Origin of the sequence: Enterobacter ludwigii (assembly GCA_023023105.1) — a bacterium.
Lineage (GTDB): Bacteria > Pseudomonadota > Gammaproteobacteria > Enterobacterales > Enterobacteriaceae > Enterobacter > Enterobacter adelaidei.
Window position 1 is genome coordinate 1,982,730 of sequence record CP083824.1, and the last position, 20,611, is coordinate 2,003,340.

General features: G+C 52.7%; 22 protein-coding genes. 8 read left to right on the forward strand and 14 right to left on the reverse strand.

Annotated features, from left to right (window positions below):
• Positions 1–5 precede the first annotated feature (5 nt).
• Positions 6–1,154: a cyclopropane fatty acyl phospholipid synthase gene (gene cfa / locus LCD46_09585; GenBank protein UOY72534.1), complete on the reverse strand. Its 1,149-nt coding sequence runs from the start codon at positions 1,152–1,154 to the stop codon at positions 6–8.
• Between the two features lie 297 nt (positions 1,155–1,451).
• Positions 1,452–2,651 carry a Bcr/CflA family multidrug efflux MFS transporter gene (locus tag LCD46_09590; protein ID UOY72535.1) on the reverse strand — a complete coding sequence of 400 codons (1,200 nt, stop codon included), beginning with the start codon at positions 2,649–2,651 and terminating at the stop codon, positions 1,452–1,454.
• 114 nt (positions 2,652–2,765) lie between these two features.
• Here LCD46_09590 and LCD46_09595 point away from each other — a divergent pair, with 114 nt between their 5' ends.
• On the forward strand, positions 2,766–3,677 hold the full coding sequence (locus LCD46_09595; GenBank protein UOY72536.1) for a LysR family transcriptional regulator: 912 nt from the start codon (positions 2,766–2,768) through the stop codon (positions 3,675–3,677).
• Positions 3,678–3,695: 18 nt separating this feature from the next.
• Here LCD46_09595 and purR read toward each other — a convergent pair whose 3' ends face one another.
• Positions 3,696–4,721, reverse strand: a complete 1,026-nt coding sequence (purR, locus tag LCD46_09600; GenBank protein ID UOY72537.1) for an HTH-type transcriptional repressor PurR — start codon at positions 4,719–4,721, stop codon at positions 3,696–3,698.
• Positions 4,722–5,018: 297 nt separating this feature from the next.
• On the opposite strand from purR, the gene LCD46_09605 reads away from it, so the two are divergent.
• Complete coding sequence (locus LCD46_09605; GenBank protein UOY72538.1) at positions 5,019–5,108, forward strand: YnhF family membrane protein; 90 nt, start codon at positions 5,019–5,021, stop codon at positions 5,106–5,108.
• A gap of 163 nt (positions 5,109–5,271) precedes the next feature.
• Positions 5,272–6,438 carry an MFS transporter gene (locus LCD46_09610; protein ID UOY72539.1) on the forward strand — a complete coding sequence of 389 codons (1,167 nt, stop codon included), beginning with the start codon at positions 5,272–5,274 and terminating at the stop codon, positions 6,436–6,438.
• Positions 6,439–6,476: 38 nt separating this feature from the next.
• Here LCD46_09610 and sodB read toward each other — a convergent pair whose 3' ends face one another.
• Together sodB and LCD46_09620 are read right to left on the reverse strand one after the other, a co-directional pair.
• Positions 6,477–7,058: a superoxide dismutase [Fe] gene (gene sodB, locus LCD46_09615; GenBank protein ID UOY72540.1), complete on the reverse strand. Its 582-nt coding sequence runs from the start codon at positions 7,056–7,058 to the stop codon at positions 6,477–6,479.
• A gap of 121 nt (positions 7,059–7,179) precedes the next feature.
• The gene (locus LCD46_09620; GenBank protein ID UOY72541.1) at positions 7,180–7,953 is read right to left on the reverse strand and encodes a C40 family peptidase; all 774 of its coding nucleotides are present in this window, start codon (positions 7,951–7,953) and stop codon (positions 7,180–7,182) included.
• 338 nt (positions 7,954–8,291) lie between these two features.
• Here LCD46_09620 and grxD point away from each other — a divergent pair, with 338 nt between their 5' ends.
• Positions 8,292–8,639 carry a monothiol glutaredoxin 4 gene (grxD, locus tag LCD46_09625; GenBank protein UOY72542.1) on the forward strand — a complete coding sequence of 116 codons (348 nt, stop codon included), beginning with the start codon at positions 8,292–8,294 and terminating at the stop codon, positions 8,637–8,639.
• A gap of 44 nt (positions 8,640–8,683) precedes the next feature.
• Here the strand turns inward: grxD and rnt are convergent, their stop codons facing one another.
• The 5 genes from rnt to eptA all read right to left on the reverse strand — a co-directional run bounded on the left by rnt (position 8,684) and on the right by eptA (position 13,355).
• Positions 8,684–9,334 (reverse strand): ribonuclease T, encoded by a 651-nt coding sequence (rnt, locus tag LCD46_09630; protein ID UOY72543.1) that lies wholly within the window; start codon positions 9,332–9,334, stop codon positions 8,684–8,686.
• Positions 9,335–9,429: 95 nt separating this feature from the next.
• Complete coding sequence (gene gloA, locus LCD46_09635; GenBank protein UOY72544.1) at positions 9,430–9,837, reverse strand: lactoylglutathione lyase; 408 nt, start codon at positions 9,835–9,837, stop codon at positions 9,430–9,432.
• Positions 9,838–9,937: 100 nt separating this feature from the next.
• The gene (locus tag LCD46_09640) at positions 9,938–11,035 is read right to left on the reverse strand and encodes an alkene reductase (protein ID UOY72545.1); all 1,098 of its coding nucleotides are present in this window, start codon (positions 11,033–11,035) and stop codon (positions 9,938–9,940) included.
• Between the two features lie 53 nt (positions 11,036–11,088).
• Complete coding sequence (locus tag LCD46_09645) at positions 11,089–11,688, reverse strand: TetR/AcrR family transcriptional regulator (protein ID UOY72546.1); 600 nt, start codon at positions 11,686–11,688, stop codon at positions 11,089–11,091.
• 41 nt (positions 11,689–11,729) lie between these two features.
• Positions 11,730–13,355: a phosphoethanolamine transferase EptA gene (eptA, locus tag LCD46_09650; protein UOY72547.1), complete on the reverse strand. Its 1,626-nt coding sequence runs from the start codon at positions 13,353–13,355 to the stop codon at positions 11,730–11,732.
• A gap of 101 nt (positions 13,356–13,456) precedes the next feature.
• Between eptA and LCD46_09655 the strand changes: the two genes are divergently transcribed.
• From LCD46_09655 to sodC, 3 genes are all read left to right on the forward strand, one after another.
• Positions 13,457–13,744, forward strand: coding sequence for a DUF1289 domain-containing protein (locus LCD46_09655; protein ID UOY72928.1), 288 nt, complete (start codon positions 13,457–13,459; stop codon positions 13,742–13,744).
• A gap of 48 nt (positions 13,745–13,792) precedes the next feature.
• Positions 13,793–14,689: an aldo/keto reductase family oxidoreductase gene (locus LCD46_09660; protein ID UOY72548.1), complete on the forward strand. Its 897-nt coding sequence runs from the start codon at positions 13,793–13,795 to the stop codon at positions 14,687–14,689.
• A gap of 80 nt (positions 14,690–14,769) precedes the next feature.
• The gene (sodC, locus tag LCD46_09665; protein ID UOY72549.1) at positions 14,770–15,288 is read left to right on the forward strand and encodes a superoxide dismutase [Cu-Zn] SodC2; all 519 of its coding nucleotides are present in this window, start codon (positions 14,770–14,772) and stop codon (positions 15,286–15,288) included.
• Here sodC and LCD46_09670 read toward each other — a convergent pair.
• Genes LCD46_09670 through LCD46_09680 form a run of 3 tightly spaced genes read right to left on the reverse strand, consistent with a single transcriptional unit; the run spans position 15,267 to position 18,399 of the window.
• Positions 15,267–17,300, reverse strand: coding sequence for an FUSC family protein (locus tag LCD46_09670; protein ID UOY72550.1), 2,034 nt, complete (start codon positions 17,298–17,300; stop codon positions 15,267–15,269). The genes sodC and LCD46_09670 overlap by 22 nt on opposite strands.
• Entirely contained in the window at positions 17,300–18,160 is an 861-nt protein-coding gene (locus LCD46_09675) for an HlyD family secretion protein (protein ID UOY72551.1), read from the reverse strand. Before LCD46_09675 ends, LCD46_09670 begins: the two co-directional genes overlap by 1 nt.
• Positions 18,161–18,162: 2 nt before the next feature.
• Complete coding sequence (locus LCD46_09680; GenBank protein ID UOY72552.1) at positions 18,163–18,399, reverse strand: DUF1656 domain-containing protein; 237 nt, start codon at positions 18,397–18,399, stop codon at positions 18,163–18,165.
• Between the two features lie 186 nt (positions 18,400–18,585).
• Between LCD46_09680 and slyA the strand changes: the two genes are divergently transcribed.
• Positions 18,586–19,026, forward strand: a complete 441-nt coding sequence (gene slyA / locus LCD46_09685; GenBank protein ID UOY72553.1) for a transcriptional regulator SlyA — start codon at positions 18,586–18,588, stop codon at positions 19,024–19,026.
• Between the two features lie 34 nt (positions 19,027–19,060).
• Here slyA and LCD46_09690 read toward each other — a convergent pair whose 3' ends face one another.
• A complete protein-coding gene (locus tag LCD46_09690; GenBank protein ID UOY72554.1) occupies positions 19,061–20,422 on the reverse strand; it encodes a GGDEF domain-containing protein in 1,362 nt (453 codons plus the stop codon).
• Between the last annotated feature and the right edge of the window lie 189 nt (positions 20,423–20,611).

Here is a 20,611-nt window from a genome sequence, read left to right on the forward strand (position 1 = left end):
TTTTTTTAGCGGGCGACCCGCAAACCGTGTTCAATGCCACGGCTGAAGACCACCTGCCAGAGCTGAATATCCCGCGCGCGAAACGCCCCCGCGCAGGCATTCAGATAATAGCTAAACATCCGCTTGAATCGTTCAGAATAGTTGTCCGCAATCTCAGGCCAGGCTTCCTGAAAACGAGCATGCCATGCCATCAACGTGGTGTCGTAATCCGCACCGAAGTTATGCCAGTCTTCCATCACGAAATGGGGTTCACTGGCGTTGGCAATATGGCGAACGGACGGTAAACAGCCATTCGGAAAGATGTATTTATTGATCCACGGGTCAACGTTGTTGTCGGTCCGCTTAGAGCCGATGGTATGCAGCAGGAAGATGCCGTCCGGTTTCAAATTACGATCCACCACGTTAAAGTAGGTGTTGTAGTTCTTCGGCCCCACGTGCTCGAACATGCCCACCGAAACGATACGGTCAAACTGTTCGTTAAGATCGCGATAATCCTGTAGCCGGATATCCACATCGAGATCCTGGCAGCGTTCCCGCGCCAACTTTTGCTGTTCAGCTGAAATAGTGACACCCACCACGCTGACGCCGTAATGCTTCGCCATAAACCAGGCCAGTCCACCCCAGCCGCAGCCGATATCCAGCACGCGCATTCCGGGTTCTAACTTCAGTTTCTCGCTAATCAACTGCAGCTTAGCCTGTTGAGCCTCTTCCAGCGTCGAAGCCTCTTTCCAGTAAGCGCAGGAATATTGCATGAAGGGGTCAAGCATACGGTTGAACAGGTCGTTGCCGAGATCGTAATGCTCTTTGCCGACGATCCACGCGCGTTTTTTACTTTGCAGATTAAACAGCCGGGCAGAGGCGACGCGCAGTGTGTCTTTCAGATTGCGGGGGAGTTGATTTTCCAGACCGGCACGCAACACGCTGGAGAAGAAGATATCCAGCCGTTCGCACTCCCACCAGCCGTCCATATAGCTTTCCCCCAGGCCTAACGAACCCTCCCGCAACACGCGCTTAAAAAAGTCGGGATGTTTAACCTGGGGATCGGCTGGCGACGATCCATTGATAGTGATGCCTGCTCGACCTAACAGTTCACTGACGATCCGGGACCAGTTATCGTCCGGAACGCTGACTTCTTCTATACACGATGAACTCATAGCTTCTCCATCACCCTGTGTGATCAGAACCTTCAAACAGCGTAGACGCTTTTTTTGGTTTGTGAGAAATCTCACGGTAAATACCGCGAGGCTAATATCCGACGTAGAACAGAGGAAGGGAGATAACCCTTGCCGAAATGCCTTCCATGGTAAAACGGGAGCACTCCGGCTCCCGTTAACACTTAATATTTATCGTATTTAATCGAACCAAATTTAGTATAGGCCTCAAAATTTGGTGATTCAATAAAAAATTCTTAGCAACCTAATCACTGGAAGTTAACATAATTTCCGGCGCGATTACGCATGCGATGTTTCAACCGGCGTGCTGTCATTCAGCTCACGCTGTGCGGAAGCCTGCATACGGTAGCCCACAAAGGCCAGCACAACGGTCACCAGCATCACGGTAGTGGTGGTCAGGAGCGGTGTGGCAATCAGCGCAGAGACCACCAGGCTTGCCAGGAAGCACAGACCCAACTGCAGGGTGTTCTGCAGCGCAGCCGCGCGACCCGTCGCCTGCGGGAACGGACGTAATGCCTGCGCCACAACGATAGGGTAGATTGCCCCGTTAGCAACAGCCATCACGCAGAATGGCATTAAAATTTCTACCAGACCGGTGCCAGGGATAAACCCGACGGCCCATGTCCCGATAACGCTCAATGCATACAGCACCAGCAGCCACGGCAGCATCTGCTGACCTTCCCATTTCTGCAGCGCCGCACGACAGCCGTACCCGCCCACCAGGAATGCGATGGTTTGCGGAACGTAGCTCAGGCCGATCGCCGCCGGGCTGTACCCCATATCGTGCAGAATAAATGGCGAACCGGTCAGCCACGCGAAGAAGCTCGCCGAGCAGGCGGCATAAATCAGGACATTACCGCGATACGCTTTGGCACTCAGCAAAGAGGTAAAGGTAATGGGCTTCGCATCCGCATGTGCCTCTTTTTTATGCGCTGGTTTGAGCGCGAATGCCGGCAGCATGAGTACCAGTGTGATGGCAAACAACGTGGCAAAGATAGCCTGCCACTCGAAATGCACCAGGATCCAGCTGCCCAGCAGCGGGGCGAGGGCAGGTGAAAGCCCTACCAGCGGCATAATGGTGGCGAAAATCCGGTTGGTGCGGTTGGCTGGGTAGTAGTCGGTAACAAGAGCCTGCCAGGTCACCGCTGCTGCACAGACGCCGACGGCCTGCACAAAGCGCAGCACCAGCAGCCAGGTCGCATCGCGTACCCATAACATACCCAGACAGCCGACGGCAAAAATGCCCAGGCCCAGCAACAGTACTGGTTTACGGCCAAAACGATCTGATAGCGGCCCCCAAAGTAGCTGCGCGAAGGCGAAACCGGCGAGGAACAAACTCAGGCTGGCGCTGATGGCCGCTGCAGGGGTTTGCAAATCTTCCTGCATGGCGGCGAAAGCCGGCAGGTACATATCAGTGGCCAAAAAGCCCAGCACGCTTAAGCCGCCGAGCCAGACTAAAAAACCTTTCCTGGGTTGCATTGTTTTATTCTCCTGAGGAGGCAGGTATACATTGGCGCTGAGTGTAGGGAGTGCAAAGCCGCTTGTGAAACGCTAATATTTGGCGTGTGCATTCAAATTTTTTGCAGGCAGAAAATGTGGTCAGATTATTCTCTTGAAGTGGTCGATGCTGTCGCGCGTAACGGCAGTTTCAGTGGAGCGGCGCAGGAGTTACACCGCGTGCCTTCAGCTATCAGCTATACAGTACGTCAGCTGGAGGAGTGGCTGGCGGTTCCTCTGTTTGAACGGCGACATCGTGATGTGGAATTAACGCCCGCCGGCGCGTGGTTTTTGAAAGAAGGACGTTCTGTCATCAAAAAAATGCAGATCACCCGCGAACAGTGTCAGCAGATCGCTAACGGCTGGCGGGGGCATCTTTCCATCGCGGTGGATAATATCGTCAAACCTGAGCGTACCCGGCAAATGATTGTCGATTTCTATCGTCATTTTTCTGACGTCGAATTGCGGGTGTCGCAGGAAGTGTTTAACGGCGTCTGGGATGCGCTGGCGGACGGCAGGGCAGAGATGGCGATCGGGGCCACGCAGGCGATTCCGGTTGGGGGACGTTATGCGTTTCGCGATATGGGGATGCTGAGCTGGAAATGCGTGGTGGCAAGCGATCATCCGCTGGCGGCTCTGGAAGGCCCCTTGAGCGACGATACGCTACGCAACTGGCCATCGCTGGTGCTGGAGGATACGTCCCGTTCATTACCCAAGCGTATCACATGGCTTCTGGATAACCAGCGGCGGGTGGTTGCACCCGACTGGGAATCGTCGGCGACGTGCCTCAGTGCTGGCTTGTGCGTTGCGATGGTGCCCGTTCATTTTGCGCGGCCGCGAATTGACACCGGAGAGTGGGTTGAGTTGACGCTAGAGAACCCGTTCCCGGATGCGGCCTGTTGCCTCACCTGGCAACAAAATGATGTCTCGCCAGCGATGGCCTGGCTGCTGGATTATCTGGGAGACAGCGAAACGCTAAACCGGGAATGGTTACGGGAGCCAGCTTAACTGGCCCCCGTGAAGAGATTACCGGCGGTAGTCGCGGAACGGACCATCCGCAACGGAGCGGCGTTCAATAAGACGCGGGTGAACTTCAATGGACTGTGACTCTTCTCGTTTGTTGACGATCCTGTCCATCAGCATATTAAAGGCGGTTTCACCCAGTGAGTCTTTCGGCTGGTGAATGGTCGTTAATGCCGGCGTAAAGAAGCGCGCGTTACGCACGTTGTCATACCCGATCACAGAAATATCCTGCGGTACACGCAGACCCAGCTCATCGGCAGCACAGAGGGCACCCATTGCCATGATGTCGCCCCCGCAGAAAACGGCGGTCGGACGATGCTGCTGGGAGACGATCTGCTGCATCGCGCGGTAGCCCGACTCCGGTTCGAAGTCGCCCTGCACGATCCAGTTTTCCGGCACGGTGATCAGCGCTTCTTCCATCGCTTTCATAAACCCAGCCAGACGACCTGCACCGGTATTGCGTTCCAGTGGACCCGGGATCACACCGATCTCGCGGTGACCGCGTTCTATCAGATAACGACCCGCCATATAACCGCCTTCAAAGGCGTTATCGATAACGGAATCGGTGAAGTCCGCGCGGGCTTCACCCCAGTCCATCACTACCATTGGGATATGGCGATACTCTTCGAGCATGGACAGCACAGTTTCCGGATACTCGGAACACATCACCAGCAGGCCATCAACGCGCTTTTGCGCCATCATCGACAGGTAGGCGCGCTGTTTTTCAATGCTGTTCCACGCGTTGCCCAGAATCAGGGTATAGCCTTTTTGAAAACAGTTTTTCTCAACCGCTTCAATGATCTCGGCAAAATAGGCCGCTTCACTGCTGGTCGCCAGCAAACCAATAGACTTGGTGTGATTAACCTTGAGGCTACGCGCAACCGCACTTGGCGAATAGTGCAGTTCTTTGATCGCTGCCCAGACGGCGTTGCGCGTCTCTTCCGCCACAAAGCGGGTTTTGTTAATTACATGTGATACGGTTGTAGTGGAAACGTTTGCGCGTTTTGCTACATCTTTAATTGTTGCCATTAAATGTCACTCCAGACCATATCCTAAACTCCTGAAAAACTTGAAGGTAAACGTTTGCCTTCTCTCACCCTTATCACGCAATTTTGAATTGCGACACGCCGGGAAAACGACACAGGACGTCAGGAGGGGGTCAATGGCCGGTACGCTAATAAATTTAGCGTGGAATTTTGTCCTATCTTGATGAAAAGGGGAAGAGGTAAAGTGGTTATCCGTTTAAATCCAGGAAGATTTTTGACGTAAATTGTGCAAAAATGAGCAAGCTCACTTTCCGTGGGGGGATTAAAAGGAGAAAAATTGATGAGTTCCGATCTGAAGTTTTCGCTGTTCACCACCGTTATTGTGCTGGCTTTGATTGTCGCAGCGGGTCTGACGGCCGCACTGCACTGATTTACGCGGAGGGAGAGCCTTCTCCCTCCCGATTCCCCGGATTGTTACTTCTCTGGCAAAAATCTTTTGCCAATTTGTTAACTTCTCATTTTTTGTGATTGATGTCATGCTTTCCGCTTCTTTGTTCTGTGTCACCACATGACACGGCATCCGGAGTTGACGTATGAAAATCAATTTTCCCCTGCTGGCCCTGGCGATTGGCGCTTTTGGGATTGGCACCACTGAATTCTCCCCGATGGGTTTACTGCCTGTTATTGCCAGAGGCGTGGATGTCTCGATCCCTGCCGCAGGGATGTTAATCAGCGCGTACGCTATCGGCGTGATGGTCGGGGCGCCGCTGATGACGCTTCTGCTTTCGCATCGCGCGCGCCGCAATGCGCTGATTTTCCTGATGGCGATTTTCACCCTGGGCAACGTGCTTTCCGCCATTTCGCCGGACTACACCACATTGATGCTGTCCCGCATTCTGACCAGCCTTAATCACGGCGCGTTCTTTGGGCTGGGGTCGGTCGTTGCCGCAAGCGTGGTGCCAAAACACAAGCAGGCGAGTGCCGTGGCAACCATGTTTATGGGACTAACGATTGCCAACATCGGCGGGGTGCCTGCGGCAACCTGGCTGGGTGAAGCGATCGGCTGGCGTATGTCTTTCCTGGCGACGGCCGGTCTCGGTGTGATCGCCATGGTGGCACTGTTCTTCTCCCTGCCGAAAGGCAGCGCGGGGGAACGTCCTGACGTGCGCAAAGAGTTGTCTGTGCTGGTACGCCCGCAGGTGCTCTCGGCGCTGCTGACGACCGTGTTGGGGGCAGGGGCGATGTTTACCTTCTATACCTACATTTCTCCTGTGCTTCACGACATCACTCACGCAACGCCGATCTTTATCACTGCGATGCTGGTGCTGATTGGCGTGGGCTTCTCGATTGGTAACTATCTGGGTGGGAAATTTGCCGACCGTTCCGTGAGCGGGACGTTGAAGGGCTTCTTAACCCTGCTGATTGTCATCATGATTGCTATTCCGTGGCTGGCACGTAATGAGTTCGGAGCAGCCATTGCGATGGTCGTCTGGGGAGCTGCCACCTTTGCTGTGGTTCCACCGCTGCAGATGCGCGTGATGCGTGTCGCCCATGAGGCGCCGGGTCTTTCGTCTTCAGTGAATATTGGCGCGTTCAATCTCGGTAATGCGCTCGGTGCAGCCGCCGGTGGCGCGGTTATTTCCGGGGGGCTGGGATACAGTTTTGTACCGGTGATGGGGGCGATTATTGCCGCGCTTTGTCTGCTGTTGGTGATGATGTCAGGTCGTAAGCAGCCAGAAACAGCCTGCGCTGCTGAATAAGCAAAAAACGCAGAAGGGCGAACCCTTCTGCGTGTCTCTTATGCGGCGAAGTTCTTCGCCACAAACTCCCAGTTTACCAGTGCCCAGAAGTGCTCCAGGTAGTTCGGGCGCGCGTTACGGTAATCAATGTAGTAAGCGTGTTCCCAAACGTCCACGGTCATCAGTGGCTTAGCGCTGGTGGTCAGTGGGGTACCCGCGTTAGAGGTGGAAACGATAGCCAGTTTGCCATCGGCTTCTTTTACCAGCCACGTCCAGCCAGAACCGAAGTTTTTGATAGCTGCATCGGTAAATTTCGCTTTGAAATCCGCGAAGCTGCCAAAGGCGGCGTTGATGGCGGTAGCCAGTTCACCGGCAGGTTCGCCACCGGCGTTTGGCGCCAGGCAGTGCCAGTAGAAGGTGTGATTCCACACCTGAGCTGCGTTGTTGAATACGCCCCCCTCAGAGCTGCGGACGATCTCTTCCAGCGTTTTGCCTTCGAAATCGGTGCCCTTGATCAGGTTGTTCAGGTTGGTGACGTACGTCTGGTGATGCTTGCCGTAGTGATATTCCAGGGTTTCCGCAGAAATGTGCGGTGCCAGGGCGTCTTTAGCATACGGTAGTGCAGGTAATTCGAACGACATTGCTTCTCTCCTTATTGTATTTTGTGTTGCCAATAACCACACAGACAACGAGGAGAGAATAGCAAATTGAAAGGGTATGCAAAAGAGGAACTTACCCTGCCGCGATGCGGCAGGGCAGGGATTAGCGAATGGTTTTAGGCGTCATGACGCGACGCGCGCCGACATAGTGACGAACCCAGTAGTCTTCACTCAGCGAGGTGATCTGAATATCCTGACCGCTGCGTGGTGACTGAATGAATTTCCCGTTACCGACATAGACACCGACGTGGTCAGCCGTGCCGCGACCCTGTGTACGGAAGAAGACCAGATCGCCGTTTTCCAGCTCACCACGGTCAACCGGAGAAGCATCGCGCAGGTGGTACATTTCATTGGCAGTACGTGGAATGCGGAACTTCACCAGATCTTTATAGGCGTAATAGACGAGACCACTGCAGTCAAAACCGGTACGCGGTGAACTGCCACCCCAGTGATAAGGTTTGCCAATTTGCCCCATCAGTTTGTTCATCGCGGTTTTTTGCGCTTTCTGTACCCGCACTTTATGCACTTCCGCTATTTTCGTGACCTTCGTGCATTTCGCCTTGTGGCCTTTACGCGTGATGCATTTTTCAGTCACGAGGTTGGCGGCAGTCTGCGAGGCTTTACTTTTGGATGTGTGAGCAGTGCGGGAAGATTTTGTTTTTGTCTTGCTGGAAGCGGTTTGTTTAGTCTGAGCAGTTGTTTTTTTCTTGTCGTTCTTACTGGTGGTTTTTTTCTTACGTTCTGTGGCTTTCACCAGATGGTTCTTTTGCACAGCAGAATGCCGCGCCTGCTGAGAGGCGTTTGCCACTGGCGTGAAAGTGAGTGATGTAAACAGTAAAGCACAGAGCGTGATCGAGATTTTATTTATCCGCGCCACTGGGCAGTCCCCTGATAAATGCAGGCCATCTATAGTACCTGCGTATGATTTACAAAGCCCGTCGATTCTAATCCATAAAAACCCGAGAAGTTAATAGCATTTTTCAATCTACAATCGTGTTTCGTTAGCAAGTGCAAAAAAATTCATCGTTCTGTCGCACATTTGTTCACTCCCTAAGCAAAACCCTCAGTGCAGCAGGGTTAAACACCATTTGCAATGCAACTTTTCATGAGTCGCGGTAAAATAAATAAACGTGACAAAAATGTTATTTTCCGATGCCAGTCTGAACCGCTACAATGTCAGACTAATGCCGTAACAGAAGTTAAAGGAAGCAAGACATGAGCACCACTATTGAAAAAATCCAGCGCCAGATCGCTGAAAACCCGATTCTGCTGTATATGAAAGGTTCTCCGAAGCTGCCAAGCTGCGGCTTCTCCGCGCAAGCCGTTCAGGCACTGTCTGCCTGTGGTGAGCGTTTTGCTTACGTTGATATCCTGCAAAACCCGGACATCCGCGCTGAGCTGCCTAAGTACGCTAACTGGCCGACGTTCCCACAGCTGTGGGTAGACGGTGAACTGGTTGGCGGTTGTGATATCCTGATTGAGATGTATCAGCGCGGTGAACTGCAGCAGCTGATCAAAGAGACGGCGGCTAAGTACAAAACTGAAGAGCCGGACGCAGAGTAACTTTCTGCCGAAATAAAAAAGCGACCTCTTCAGGTCGCTTTTTTTTACTCTTCGCTGTCGCCCATCGGTAGCGGCCAGCCGCCCAGACGTTTCCAGCGGTTGACGATCTCACAGAACAGCTCTGCAGTGCGTTCCGTGTCATACAGGGCAGAGTGCGCCTGCGTACCGTCAAACTCAATACCTGCCGTGATACAGGCCTTTGATAGCACTGTTTGTCCAAGCGCCAGGCCACTCAGGGCGGCAGTATCGAAGGTGACAAATGGGTGGAAGGGATTTCGTTTGAGCGAGGCACGCTCTGCGGCGGCCATGGTAAAGCTGTGATCGAACGTGGCGTTATGGGCCACCATGATCGCGCGGCTGCAGTTGCTCTCTTTCATACCTTTACGCACCATCTTAAAAATGGCGTGCAGCGCATCATATTCACTGACTGCACCACGTAACGGGTTATGCGGGTCGATACCGTTAAACGCCAGTGCTTCCGGCTGTAAGTTTGCCCCTTCAAAAGGATCAACGTGGAAATGCAGCGTGGTGTCCGGTGTAAGCCAGCCCTGTTCATCCATCTTCAGCGTGATGGCGGCAATTTCGAGCAGCGCATCGGTTTTAGCGTTAAATCCGGCTGTTTCTACATCAATGACAACGGGATAAAAACCACGAAAACGGTCGCACAGACCGCTAAATTGAGCGTTATCGGACATCAGGGTCTCTTACATGGGGAAAAAGCAGAGCGCATTATGGCAAATTTTGGAAGGGTATGCAGTAAAACTACGGGCGCATATTGCGCCCTGAGGGATCAGTTGCCCAGACCGCGACCGGCGTCTTTGGCTTCAATCAGCTCGATTTTGTAACCGTCCGGATCTTCCACAAACGCAATCACGGTAGTGCCACCTTTGACCGGGCCCGCTTCGCGCGTCACGTTACCGCCGTTGCTGCGAATGCGCTCACACGCTTCGGCCGCGTTGTCCACTTCCAGCGCGATGTGGCCGTAGGCCGTGCCCAGCTCATAGCTGTCTACGCCCCAGTTGTAGGTCAGCTCGATCACCGCTTCATCCGTTTCCGGGCCGTAACCCACGAACGCCAGCGAGTATTTGTATTCCGGGTTTTCACTGGTGCGCAGCAGTTTCATACCCAGTACGTTAGTGTAGAAATCAATAGAACGTTGCAGGTCGCCAACGCGCAGCATGGTGTGAAGTAGGCGCATAATTTCCTCATTAACCTATGGAATAGAATATGTTTTTGAACAGAAACGATGTTTTAGTATAGCGGCGAATTGTCGCCGCTATCAATGCTCATTGGAGGGATTACAGAGAAGGGTAGTCGGTGTAGCCTTCTGCACCACCGCCGTAGAAGCTTTCCGGACGCTGTGGGTTCAGTGCCGCTTTCTGCTGCAGGCGGGCAACCAGATCCGGGTTGGCGATGTAGTCGCGGCCAAATGCGACGGCGTCGATCAGACCTTTATTGATCAGATCTTCGGCTTTCTCAGGAGTATAGGCTCCCGCACCGATGATCACGCCATGGAAACGCTCGCGTACTTTCTGACGGAAAGCCTCAGTGTAAGGCTGACCAACGGCCCAGTCGGGCTCGGACATGTGCAGATAAGCAATACCACGTTTCGCCAGCTCTTCAATCAGATACAGCGCGTCCGCTTCTTCGTTCGGACCGTTGTCGACGTTCTGGAAAGAGCCAATCGGGGAGACGCGGATACCGATACGCTCAGGGCTCCACTCCTGGCATACGGCGTCAACCACTTCCAGCACCAGACGGGCACGGTTTTCGACGCTGCCGCCATACTGATCGGTGCGATGGTTAGACGACGGTGACAGGAACTGATGCAGCAGGTAGCCATGCGCGGAGTGCAGTTCAATCAGGTCAAACCCGGCTTCACGCGCATTGGCTACGGCCTGGCGGAAGTCGTTAACGATACCCGGGATCTCGTCCAGCTCAAGTGCGCGTGGCATAGAAGTATCAACGCGGATTGCGTGACCATTTTCATCACGCAGTGAAGTACGGGTATTCGCGCTCAGGGCGGAAGCGGAAACAGGTGCCTGACCGCCTGGCTGAATGCTGTTGTGAGAGATACGACCGGTGTGCCACAGCTGAACCGCAATACGACCCTCTTCAGCGTGAACGCCCGCGGTGATTTTCTTCCATGCGGCGATCTGTTCCGGGCTGTGAAGACCCGGCGCTCCCGCATAACCTTTAGCCTGAGCAGAAATCTGTGTGGCTTCCGTGATGATCAGGCCAGAGCTTGCGCGCTGACGATAGTATTCACCCATCAGTGGGGTTGGGATGTCACCCGGCTCAATGCTGCGTAGACGGGTAAGCGGAGCCATAAACACGCGGTTTGGCGCAGTGACGGCACCCACTTTCAATGGGGTAAATAATTTTTCAGCTGACATAAAGACTCCTGAGTAGACCAGTCGACTAGTAACGAGGTAAATAAAAACGCCTGTTAAACGCCAGGCGTAGTAATGCTGTTTTTCACATGTGCCAGTGCGCTTTCCAGCGGCACGGCACTGCGCGAAATCTTGGCCTGCAGATTAGCGCCCAACCAGAGGGCGTATAACACCTGCGCCTGGGTTAGCGGCTCACCGGGAAAGGCCAGCGTTTTCTCATCGCGGCCTTTCTCCAGTGCCTGAGCCAGCAGGGCGATAACACCACTGGCACCTTTATCCATTGCCGTGCGCATGTCTTCGGAGAGATCGCACACTTCAGCAGAAAGTTTTACCGTCAGACATCCGCTGATAATGCCCTGCTGGCAGAACTGGTTCAGCGTTTCCTGATAGTAGTTCAAAACACGATCGCGATAGTTACCTTTACCCGATGCAAAGTGGGTCGCCAGACGCTGGTGATAACCAGCATAATGACGCTCCAGCATTGCGACGCCAAACGCCTCTTTGGACCGGAAGTAGTGGTAAAACGACCCCTTCGGTACCTCAGCGGTTTTTAATAGCTCGCTCAGGCCCATACCGGTGAATCCGCGATGCATGCAAAGTTGCTCGCCGGTCGCCAGTAAATGTTCGCGGGTATCGTGTTCAGTATTTCTGCTCATGGCCGCACTCTAATAGACCGTTCGGTCTAATGCAAGCAAGTTTATTGACGACACGCGTGCAGAATATCCAGTTGCTGTTGATAAACCGTTGATTTCACGTCCATCATACCCAGTACAGTCGAGAACAAATTGTCCTGAGAAACCGCATTTTTTGCCGCATGGTCACGTAAACACTGCTCGTTGATGCCAAAATTTTTCGCATAGTCCGGTGACAACCAGAACATAAACGGAATGTGTGTTTGCTGTTCCGGTGCCAGCATGTACGGCGTGCCGTGCAGATAGATACCGCTTTCGCCCAGCGATTCGCCGTGATCTGAGAGGTAAATCAGCGCAGTGTTCATGCTTGCCTGTCGTGCTTTCAACGTATCAATCGTTTTACTGACCACGCTGTCGGTATACAGGATCGTGTTGTCATAGGTGTTTATCAGCGCCTGATGATCGCAATCCTGGATTTCGTTGGTGTCGCAGGTTGGGGTGAATTTACGGAAATTATCCGGATAACGGCGATAGTACGCGGGGCCGTGACTGCCCATCAGGTGGATAACCAGAACGGTATCTTGCTTTAGGCCATCCAGGACGTTGTCCAGGCGGTAGAAATTCACGTCGTCGATGCAGGACTTGTCTTTGCAGAACTGATCCAGTTTCCACTGCGTCATGTCGGTATGGGGGATGCGATCGCAGGCACCTTTACAGCCGCCATCGTTGTCGCGCCACAGCAGATTGATACCCGCATGCTTGAGCACGTCGAGCAGTCCTTCCCGATGATGAGCCAGGTCAGCATCGTATTTGCTGCGCGTCATGCCGGAGAACATGCAGGGAACGGATACCGCGGTTTCAGTACCACACGAGGAGGCTTGCGGGAAGTTAATCACATCCTGCTTTTTCAGTTCCGGGTTTGTTTCGCGTTCGTAGCCGTTCAGGGAGTAGTTCGCCGCGCGTGACGCTTCGCCGACGACAAGCACCAGAACGGTTTTCTTTTGCTGACCTGAAATCAAGGGTCCTTTGTGTGCATCTTCGCCAATCCGCACCAGCGTCTGATCGCCTGCAAACCAGCGCATTTTGCTGTACTTCATCACGGCACTGACGTAGTTCGCGGGGGTGACCATTTTGACAATGCTTTTGTTATTACGAAACAGCGACGCGTAATCTTTATAAAATACGGCGGCAATAAGGATAATCACCAGCAGGGCACCGAGCATTGCGGCAACGCGCATCAACAGGGCATACCACCATTTCCCGGTACGAATGCGGGTCAATACCAGCACTACGGATGGAATGAGACCGGCAACAACAATCCACAAAATCATCTGTGGCGTTACCAGGGCGGTGGCTTCCTGGGAGTTCGTTTCGAACACGTTCACGATCATGTTCTGATCGATAACCGCGCCGTAGGTGTACATAAAGTAGGTGGCAGCGGCGCACCCGAGCGTCAGCACAATCAGCAGCGGCTTGCGAATAAATGGAATATTGAGCAGGCTAAACACAATCACCCAGCCGCAAAACAGCACCAGCGGTACGGTAGCGGCAAAGAGGATATCGTGAAGATGAGCGGGGGCGATAATTGCCCAACTGCGTTGTATAAATAGCGCGTTTACCAGGGTAAAGAAGAGCGCACAGCCAAGAGTAAATTTAATGTCGTTACACTGTAACTTTTTAATTAACCGCATCGAATGAAAAACCTGTCATTTTAATGATGGGGCGAGTATAGAGAGGGAAGATTAGTGAAACCTTAATGCCACAAATCTGTGGTAAAGCCCTTGCACGCGGCATGTTTAACGTCTTCACTGTAAGTGATAGCGGTAATCTGGAGGTGAGTGTGGCAGAGCAACTGGAGTTTTTCCCCATCCAGAGCCCGTGCCGGGGTATTTGTCAGGTAGATGAACGTGGATATTGCCGCGGGTGCATGCGTACCCGTGATGAACGTTTCAACTGGCAAACCTTTAGCGACACGCAAAAACAGGAGGTGCTTCGACTCTGCCGACAGCGACTTCTGCGCAAAATACGCGCAAATAAAGCGGGTGAGGCAGAAGAACCCCAGCAACCTTCACTTTTTTAACACGGTAATTGCGTATACTCATGACATCACGTCCTTGAGGAAAATGTTATGGTTCAGCGAATTACCCTTGCCCCCCAGGGGCCAGAATTCTCCCGTTTTGTGATGGGCTACTGGCGCCTGATGGACTGGAATATGTCCCCCCTCCAGTTGGCGAGCTTTATTGAAGAGCATCTCGATTTAGGGATCACCACGGTCGATCATGCCGATATTTATGGTGGCTACCAGTGTGAAGCCGCGTTCGGAGAGGCGCTCAAGCTGGTTCCGGCCCTGCGTGAACGCATGGAGATCGTCACGAAGTGCGGTATTGCCACCACGGCAAAACCTGAGCATGCCCTCGGTCATTACATCACCGACAGTGCGCATATCATCAAAAGTGCTGAGCAGTCGCTGGTCAATCTGGCGACGGATCATATCGACCTGCTGTTAATCCACCGTCCCGATCCGCTCATGGATGCCGATGAAGTGGCCGAAGCGTTTCTGAATCTGCATCAGAGCGGGAAAGTCCGTCATTTTGGCGTCTCAAACTTTACCCCGGCACAGTTTGCGCTGCTTCAGTCGCGCCTGCCATTTACCCTGGCCACTAACCAGGTCGAGATATCCCCGGTTCACCAGCCGCTGCTGCTGGATGGGACGCTTGACCAGCTACAACAGCTTCGCATTCGCCCGATGGCGTGGTCGTGCCTGGGAGGGGGACGCTTGTTTAATGACGATGAATTCCAGCCGCTGCGCAATGAACTGGAAACCATCGCCCGCGAGCTCAATGCTGAGAGCATCGAACAAGTGGTGTACGCGTGGATCCTGCGCCTGCCGTCAAAACCACTGCCAATTATTGGTTCTGGTAAAATTGAACGCGTACGCTCTGCGATTGCGGCTGAAGAGCTGCAGATGACCCGTCAGCAGTGGTTCCGCATCCGTAAAGCCGCACTCGGCTACGACGTACCGTAAACCAGCAAAAAGTGACTTTCCGGTGAAATGTTTGCCCCTGGTATAAACTTAAGGGGCAAAAAATAACCCGTGGAGGTCATATGAAGCGTTTTGCTCTGGCGCTCGTCACGCTGGTAGTCTGCGCTGGTGCGCAGGCGGCCAGTGATGAAGTGGAAATGAATCTTGTCACCTCTCAGGGTGTGGGGCAGTCAATCGGAACGGTGAAAATAACCGAAACCGACAAAGGACTGGAGTTCGCACCCAACCTCAAAGCACTCCCACCCGGTGAACATGGTTTCCATGTTCATGCCAACGGTAGCTGTCAGCCTGCACTGAAAGAGGGAAAAGCCTCGGCGGCGGAATCAGCGGGCGGCCACTTTGATCCCCAACACTCCGGTAAACACGAAGGTCCGAACGGGAAGGGGCATCTCGGCGATCTCCCTGTGCTGGTGGTGAATAACGACGGGAAAGCCACGGAACCCGTCGTTGCACCACGGCTGAAAAAACTGGCTGAGATTAAAGGCAAAGCGCTGATGATCCATGTTGGCGGTGACAATATGTCCGATCGGCCTAAACCGCTTGGCGGTGGCGGGGTGCGTTATGCCTGTGGCGTAATTTGATCCCCAATGGTTCCAGGAGGAGGCGCTTGCTCCAGCTGCGACAGCGAGCAGTGCAGGCGCCAGATGATCGAGGCCAAATCTCGAGCAGCGGGCAAATGGTGCCGCGCGAGGGTATCGCAGATCCGCTGCAGCTCAGCCAGTGTGGCTTCGAGGGGGCGCTGCTGAACACCGCGTTCACTCATGACATCGCGTAGCAGGGAGATGCAAACATCCCGAACCTGTGAGAGGGGATCAGTGCGTGTTTCCCATACGCGAAGCTGCCAGACGACGTGTGAACAGTTCAACAGCACTACGCCCCAGCGCAACAGCCAGCGGCGGGAAAGTGCGTCCTGGCTGTTATTCAACTGGCTGACATGGTGATAAACCAGCGATTCATACTCATTTTCACTCAGATGCGGTTTACGACTGAGTTGGTCGACAAACCCCCGGCGTAACTCCCGGATGTGCCGACGACTCTTGCGCGCATCTGAACCGGGGCGTAACACCGCGAAGGCCAGCCAGGCCAGTCCGACACCGAGGATCTTCGCCAGGTTGTCATTGAGAAAACTGGCGTAATCGTAAACCGGCGGATTCGTCACGGAAATAAACGACCCCATAAAAACAATCAACTGTCCCCATAGCCCCGCCAGTTTGGGCATTTGCAGCTTCAGAAGCTGCATGGTGGTTAACAGCGGAAACAGAAACAGCAGGAACTGCCACAGGTCACTTATCTGCACCATCAGGCCGAACTTCACCACAAAACTGAACAACGACAGTAATACCAGGGTGCGCATCAGCAGCGTAAGAGAGTTAAACGGTGAGGCAGCAACGGAGTAAAGCACGCAGCTGATGGCAGCGAGCGTCAGGGCTGCCGTACCGGAGTCCCACTGCGTGGCAATGCTCCACGCCCCCACCAGCATCAGTGCGCAGAAGGTGCGAAAGCCGCTCCACAGTGCTTCGAGATAGTCTGTATGGCGTGCGAGCGCTGGACTACCCGGGACGTTGAATTCAGTCACCGGGGTGGCATTCTCGACGGCGCTAATCCAGCGGCTGCTTCGCAGATACAGCCGGCAGAAATAATTAAGACGCTGCCAGAAGGCGCGATGACGATAATCGTACTCATCGACCGGGGCGAGCGGCGCAATGATCTTCGCGACGGTGTAGATGTCCGCATCCGGGCGTGCAAGCGTTGCGAGCAGTACGTCAATCACCGCACGGGTGTTTTCTGGTGGCGTCGGCCAATTGAGTAACATCCGGCGCAGGCTGGAGATAGCGCTGGTCATGCGCAGCTGCTGGTGCAGCAGATAGTTAAGCAGGGTATTCTGACGGCGAAAGCGGTAATGGCTCCAGAAGGCCTGGATGCGTAACAGATTCATGGTCAGGATCTGCCCAATGACCTTTTCATGGGCGAGACGGATCTCATCGTTGGTATCAGGTTGCCACAGCAGGCTTGCGTGCTCCAGCAATCGGGCATGCATGGCTTTCAGCGCGGTGATGAGCGCGGTGCCGTCCGACGTACTGGGCAGGATCATCATCATAAACCCGCCGCTGAGGATACCGACAATCACTTCACAGACGCGCGCCTGAGCGATATCCCACAGTTCGGTGGTATCGAGTACGTTAACCACCGGAAAGGCAATGATGGCGGCGGTATAGCCCGCCAGCTGGAAAGCATAGGCGACGTTGTTGGTAAAATGAGCGCAGGCCCAGGTACAGCATCCCAGCCATGCCGCCATGCTCAGCAAGAACAGCCATGGATCGTTCAGCGTATGACCGGCGATAATTAACGCGGCACTGGCACCCAGCAGGCTGCCTACGATACGACCGAGGCTTTTACTGATAACACCTCCGACCGTGGGAAAACTCACCACCGCCGCAGAGGTCATCGCCCAGTAGGGTTCATCAAGGTTCAGGTAATAGGCGATGGTCAGCGCAAGACACATCGCGATGCCATTACGCAGCGCATAGCGCCACTGGGGACGCGTCGCTTTCATCCACGGCGTGTTACGCCAGGAGAGCACCTGCAGTTTCATTAACGGGTTCCGATGGAGACGGTACAGGTCGTGCCGGATACCAGGGTGATGTCCTGCGGTAGACGGTCAAACTCTACGCGAACCGGAACGCGTTGAGCCAGACGCACCCAGGGAACGTTCGGCTTAATGTCCGGTACCAGGCCGGAATCCGTTTCAACGCTTTGATCGTATATCGCCCGACCAATACTGGATACGTGACCCTGTAACTTTTGCGAACTGCTATAAAGGGTAATGGTTGCCGGAGAACCCTCGCGGATATGGCGAAGTTTGGTCTCTTCAAAATAGCCCACGACATAGAAGGAGTGGCTGTCGACGAGGGCAAACACCGGCTGTCCGGTAGTGGCATAGTTACCCACACGCGCTGAAAGGTTGGTCACCCATCCGTCGACAGGCGATGTTATAACGGTTTGGGTTAGCTCCCACTGGGCTTGTTTCAGCGTAGCCTCAGCCACATTGACGCTTGCCTGCATGGCCTTAACGTTGATATTCGCAGTATCTAAATCTTCTGCAGAGATATAATTTTGCGATAAATGTCGGCGGCGGTTTGCCTCGTTGTTGGCTTTCGCTAAGTCAGACTGGGCTTTTGCCAGCTGAGCCTGGGCATTCAGAATCGCAATGTGATACGGGGTATCGTCGATACGGAATAGCACGTCCCCCTTTTTTACATACTGGTTATCGTTAACAAGAAGCGCCGTGATACTCCCTGAAACCTGGGGAGTAATGCTGACCTGTTCAGCGCGAATTTTGCCATCACGCGTCCAGGGTGATTGCATATAAAAATTCCACAGCCACCAGCCTGCAACCAGCGCGAGAGCGAGGACAAACAACGTGGAAAAGTACTTCAGCGTTTTCAGGGGCATATTCACCACACCAGCAAGACAGCAAGACCCAGACACACGGAGAGGGCAAACAGGGAGAGATCCATCAACATGGGATGCCAGATTTCGCCGGAATACATCCAGTCACGAAGCAGACGATGTGCGATGAGCCAGAGAATAAAACCTACCAGTACGGCTTTAAACAGAGGCGGAAAGTAGACTGATGCACCGAAGATCAAGTCCTGAAGGGGCAAACCTTCTGAGTGATGAAAAAACGTCACAGGTAGAAATCCTTTGCAGTGAACAGAATGTCACAATGGCTTGTCTTAATATGATGAGGTATCACAATTCAGTGTAAGTCATACTTTTAAGTTCCATGAATGCAGTATTGCATTTGTTTTGGCAATATAAATGCTGCACACTATTCTAAAATCAGTATAATAACTTAGCAAGCTAATTATAAGGAGATGAAATTGGAATCGCCATTAGGTTCTGATCTGGCAAGGTTGGTACGCGTCTGGCGTGCTCTGATTGACCATCGCCTGAAACCTCTGGAATTGACACAGACACATTGGGTTACGCTGCATAACATTCATCAGCTGCCGCCTGAACAGTCGCAAATTCAACTGGCAAAAGCGATAGGTATTGAGCAACCGTCGCTGGTGCGCACGCTTGACCAGCTGGAAGAGAAGGGACTCATCTCCCGGCAAACCTGCGCCAGCGATCGTCGCGCTAAGCGGATTAAACTCACAGAGAAAGCGACTCCCATCATTACTGAAATGGAAGCCGTGATTACCAAAACGCGGGGTGAAATCCTCTCGGGTGTTTCTCCGGCGGAGCTTGAAATGCTCATCAGCCTTATTGGTCGCCTGGAACAAAACATCCATGAGCTGCAGTCGCGCGACTGACATTCCAAAGGGCCTTGCAACAGCAAGGCCTTTTTCATTTAAAGACAACTACGCGGTTACGGCCTGTCTCTTTTGCTTCGTACATTGCCTTATCGGCACTTTCCACGCACTCTTCTGCAGTAATCCCTGATGAGGTTGCCGTAAATACTCCCATGCTGATAGTGATCGGTTCTGGTAACTGCCCCTCGCTGCTGGCCTTATCAAAGCCGCTCAGATTGAGCCGTATGCGTTCAGCCACCTTGTAAGCCTCTTCTGAAGAGGTGTTAGCCAGCATCAGTACAAACTCTTCGCCACCGATACGGGCCGCAATATCTTGTGGGCGCACGGAATCCATCAGCAGATGAGCGACAAACTGCAACACTTTGTCTCCCTGGAGATGCCCATAGTTGTCGTTGATTCGCTTAAAGCGGTCGAGATCGCTGACGATAACAGAAACAGGACGACCGGCTTTGGCGATATCCAGGGCCTGATTTAATGATTCATAGAAATAACTGCGGTTATAAAGCCGGGTGAGCGGATCGCGAATCGAGTTCTGATACGATTGCTGATACTTTAAATGTGAGTCACGATACAACCTGAAGACATCATAAAGCAGAACAAAAATAATAAGCAGCGTAGCAACTGTTTCAAATAATCGGGCCCGATACCAGGCGATATCTTCAGCGTGTCCGCCAGCCAGTAGCATTGTCAGCGTCACAATATAACAGACGCATAAGAAATTACCGCCAACCCAGAAAAGGTTACGTACCCGGGTAATAAACATTAGTGTTGCTAACGTTACTATCCAGAGAACAATAAGAAGAATATTAATGGCCTGGCTCCAGAGAACCATAAATTGCCGGGTTTCATTATCGACAAGATCCAGTAATAACAGTGATGAATGACTGGAACAAAACCACGCCAGAGCCACCATAGAAACAGTAAAGATAAATCCGCCAGTCACGATGGAAATATGTGCCGGACGTGAAAGCGGGTAATCCCGGATGGTATAAAGCAAGGCTGAAAGGATGATGAGAACCGCCATGATAAGATGGCGGAACATAAAGAAGATCATGGCATCATTATAGTTAACTGCATTGAACTGATAGAGAGCTAACCAGGAAGGGAAGCTGGATAGCGTTCCTACCATCATCATCGCCGAGCCGGCAAAGGCTAAGGCAATTGCAATCAGATACAACCTTCTTCGATCACACCAGTATTTCATTGCCATAAAACAGGCAATAAACAGGTGAAATACCAGTAAGAAAATGGTCAGTGTAGGGAATAATAACGGAGAGAACGACGGTACCCGTTCGACAAGTTCTAAAAATAAACCCTGCAATAGCCCAATGACGGCAATGCAGCCGATACAGAATAAGAAATAACGGTTCTTCACACAATTATTCATCGCAAGCATATAAGTTTTAACAAAATTATAATAAATAAAAAAGGCAATTGCGATGAGTTTAACTAATGAGTTTTATAAATACTTTGCGCAGGAACAATATCAAGACTAATTAATAATAAGTTAAGTATATATTTGTGTGAAAGTATTAATTAATATTATATTTTTGTAAATGGATGTGGCCTGGTGACCACATCCAAA

Bases quoted from the DNA above. Each gene is read 5' to 3' on its own strand.
- cfa (UOY72534.1), bottom strand. From the start codon at position 1,154: ATGAGTTCATCGTGTATAGAAGAAGTCAGCGTTCCGGACGATAACTGG.
- LCD46_09590 (UOY72535.1), bottom strand. From the start codon at position 2,651: ATGCAACCCAGGAAAGGTTTTTTAGTCTGGCTCGGCGGCTTAAGCGTG.
- LCD46_09595 (UOY72536.1), top strand. From the start codon at position 2,766: ATGTGGTCAGATTATTCTCTTGAAGTGGTCGATGCTGTCGCGCGTAAC.
- purR (UOY72537.1), bottom strand. From the start codon at position 4,721: ATGGCAACAATTAAAGATGTAGCAAAACGCGCAAACGTTTCCACTACA.
- LCD46_09605 (UOY72538.1), top strand. From the start codon at position 5,019: ATGAGTTCCGATCTGAAGTTTTCGCTGTTCACCACCGTTATTGTGCTG.
- LCD46_09610 (UOY72539.1), top strand. From the start codon at position 5,272: ATGAAAATCAATTTTCCCCTGCTGGCCCTGGCGATTGGCGCTTTTGGG.
- sodB (UOY72540.1), bottom strand. From the start codon at position 7,058: ATGTCGTTCGAATTACCTGCACTACCGTATGCTAAAGACGCCCTGGCA.
- grxD (UOY72542.1), top strand. From the start codon at position 8,292: ATGAGCACCACTATTGAAAAAATCCAGCGCCAGATCGCTGAAAACCCG.
- rnt (UOY72543.1), bottom strand. From the start codon at position 9,334: ATGTCCGATAACGCTCAATTTAGCGGTCTGTGCGACCGTTTTCGTGGT.
- gloA (UOY72544.1), bottom strand. From the start codon at position 9,837: ATGCGCCTACTTCACACCATGCTGCGCGTTGGCGACCTGCAACGTTCT.
- LCD46_09640 (UOY72545.1), bottom strand. From the start codon at position 11,035: ATGTCAGCTGAAAAATTATTTACCCCATTGAAAGTGGGTGCCGTCACT.
- LCD46_09645 (UOY72546.1), bottom strand. From the start codon at position 11,688: ATGAGCAGAAATACTGAACACGATACCCGCGAACATTTACTGGCGACC.
- eptA (UOY72547.1), bottom strand. From the start codon at position 13,355: ATGCGGTTAATTAAAAAGTTACAGTGTAACGACATTAAATTTACTCTT.
- LCD46_09655 (UOY72928.1), top strand. From the start codon at position 13,457: ATGTTTAACGTCTTCACTGTAAGTGATAGCGGTAATCTGGAGGTGAGT.
- LCD46_09660 (UOY72548.1), top strand. From the start codon at position 13,793: ATGGTTCAGCGAATTACCCTTGCCCCCCAGGGGCCAGAATTCTCCCGT.
- sodC (UOY72549.1), top strand. From the start codon at position 14,770: ATGAAGCGTTTTGCTCTGGCGCTCGTCACGCTGGTAGTCTGCGCTGGT.
- LCD46_09670 (UOY72550.1), bottom strand. From the start codon at position 17,300: ATGAAACTGCAGGTGCTCTCCTGGCGTAACACGCCGTGGATGAAAGCG.
- LCD46_09675 (UOY72551.1), bottom strand. From the start codon at position 18,160: ATGCCCCTGAAAACGCTGAAGTACTTTTCCACGTTGTTTGTCCTCGCT.
- slyA (UOY72553.1), top strand. From the start codon at position 18,586: ATGAAATTGGAATCGCCATTAGGTTCTGATCTGGCAAGGTTGGTACGC.
- LCD46_09690 (UOY72554.1), bottom strand. From the start codon at position 20,422: ATGCTTGCGATGAATAATTGTGTGAAGAACCGTTATTTCTTATTCTGT.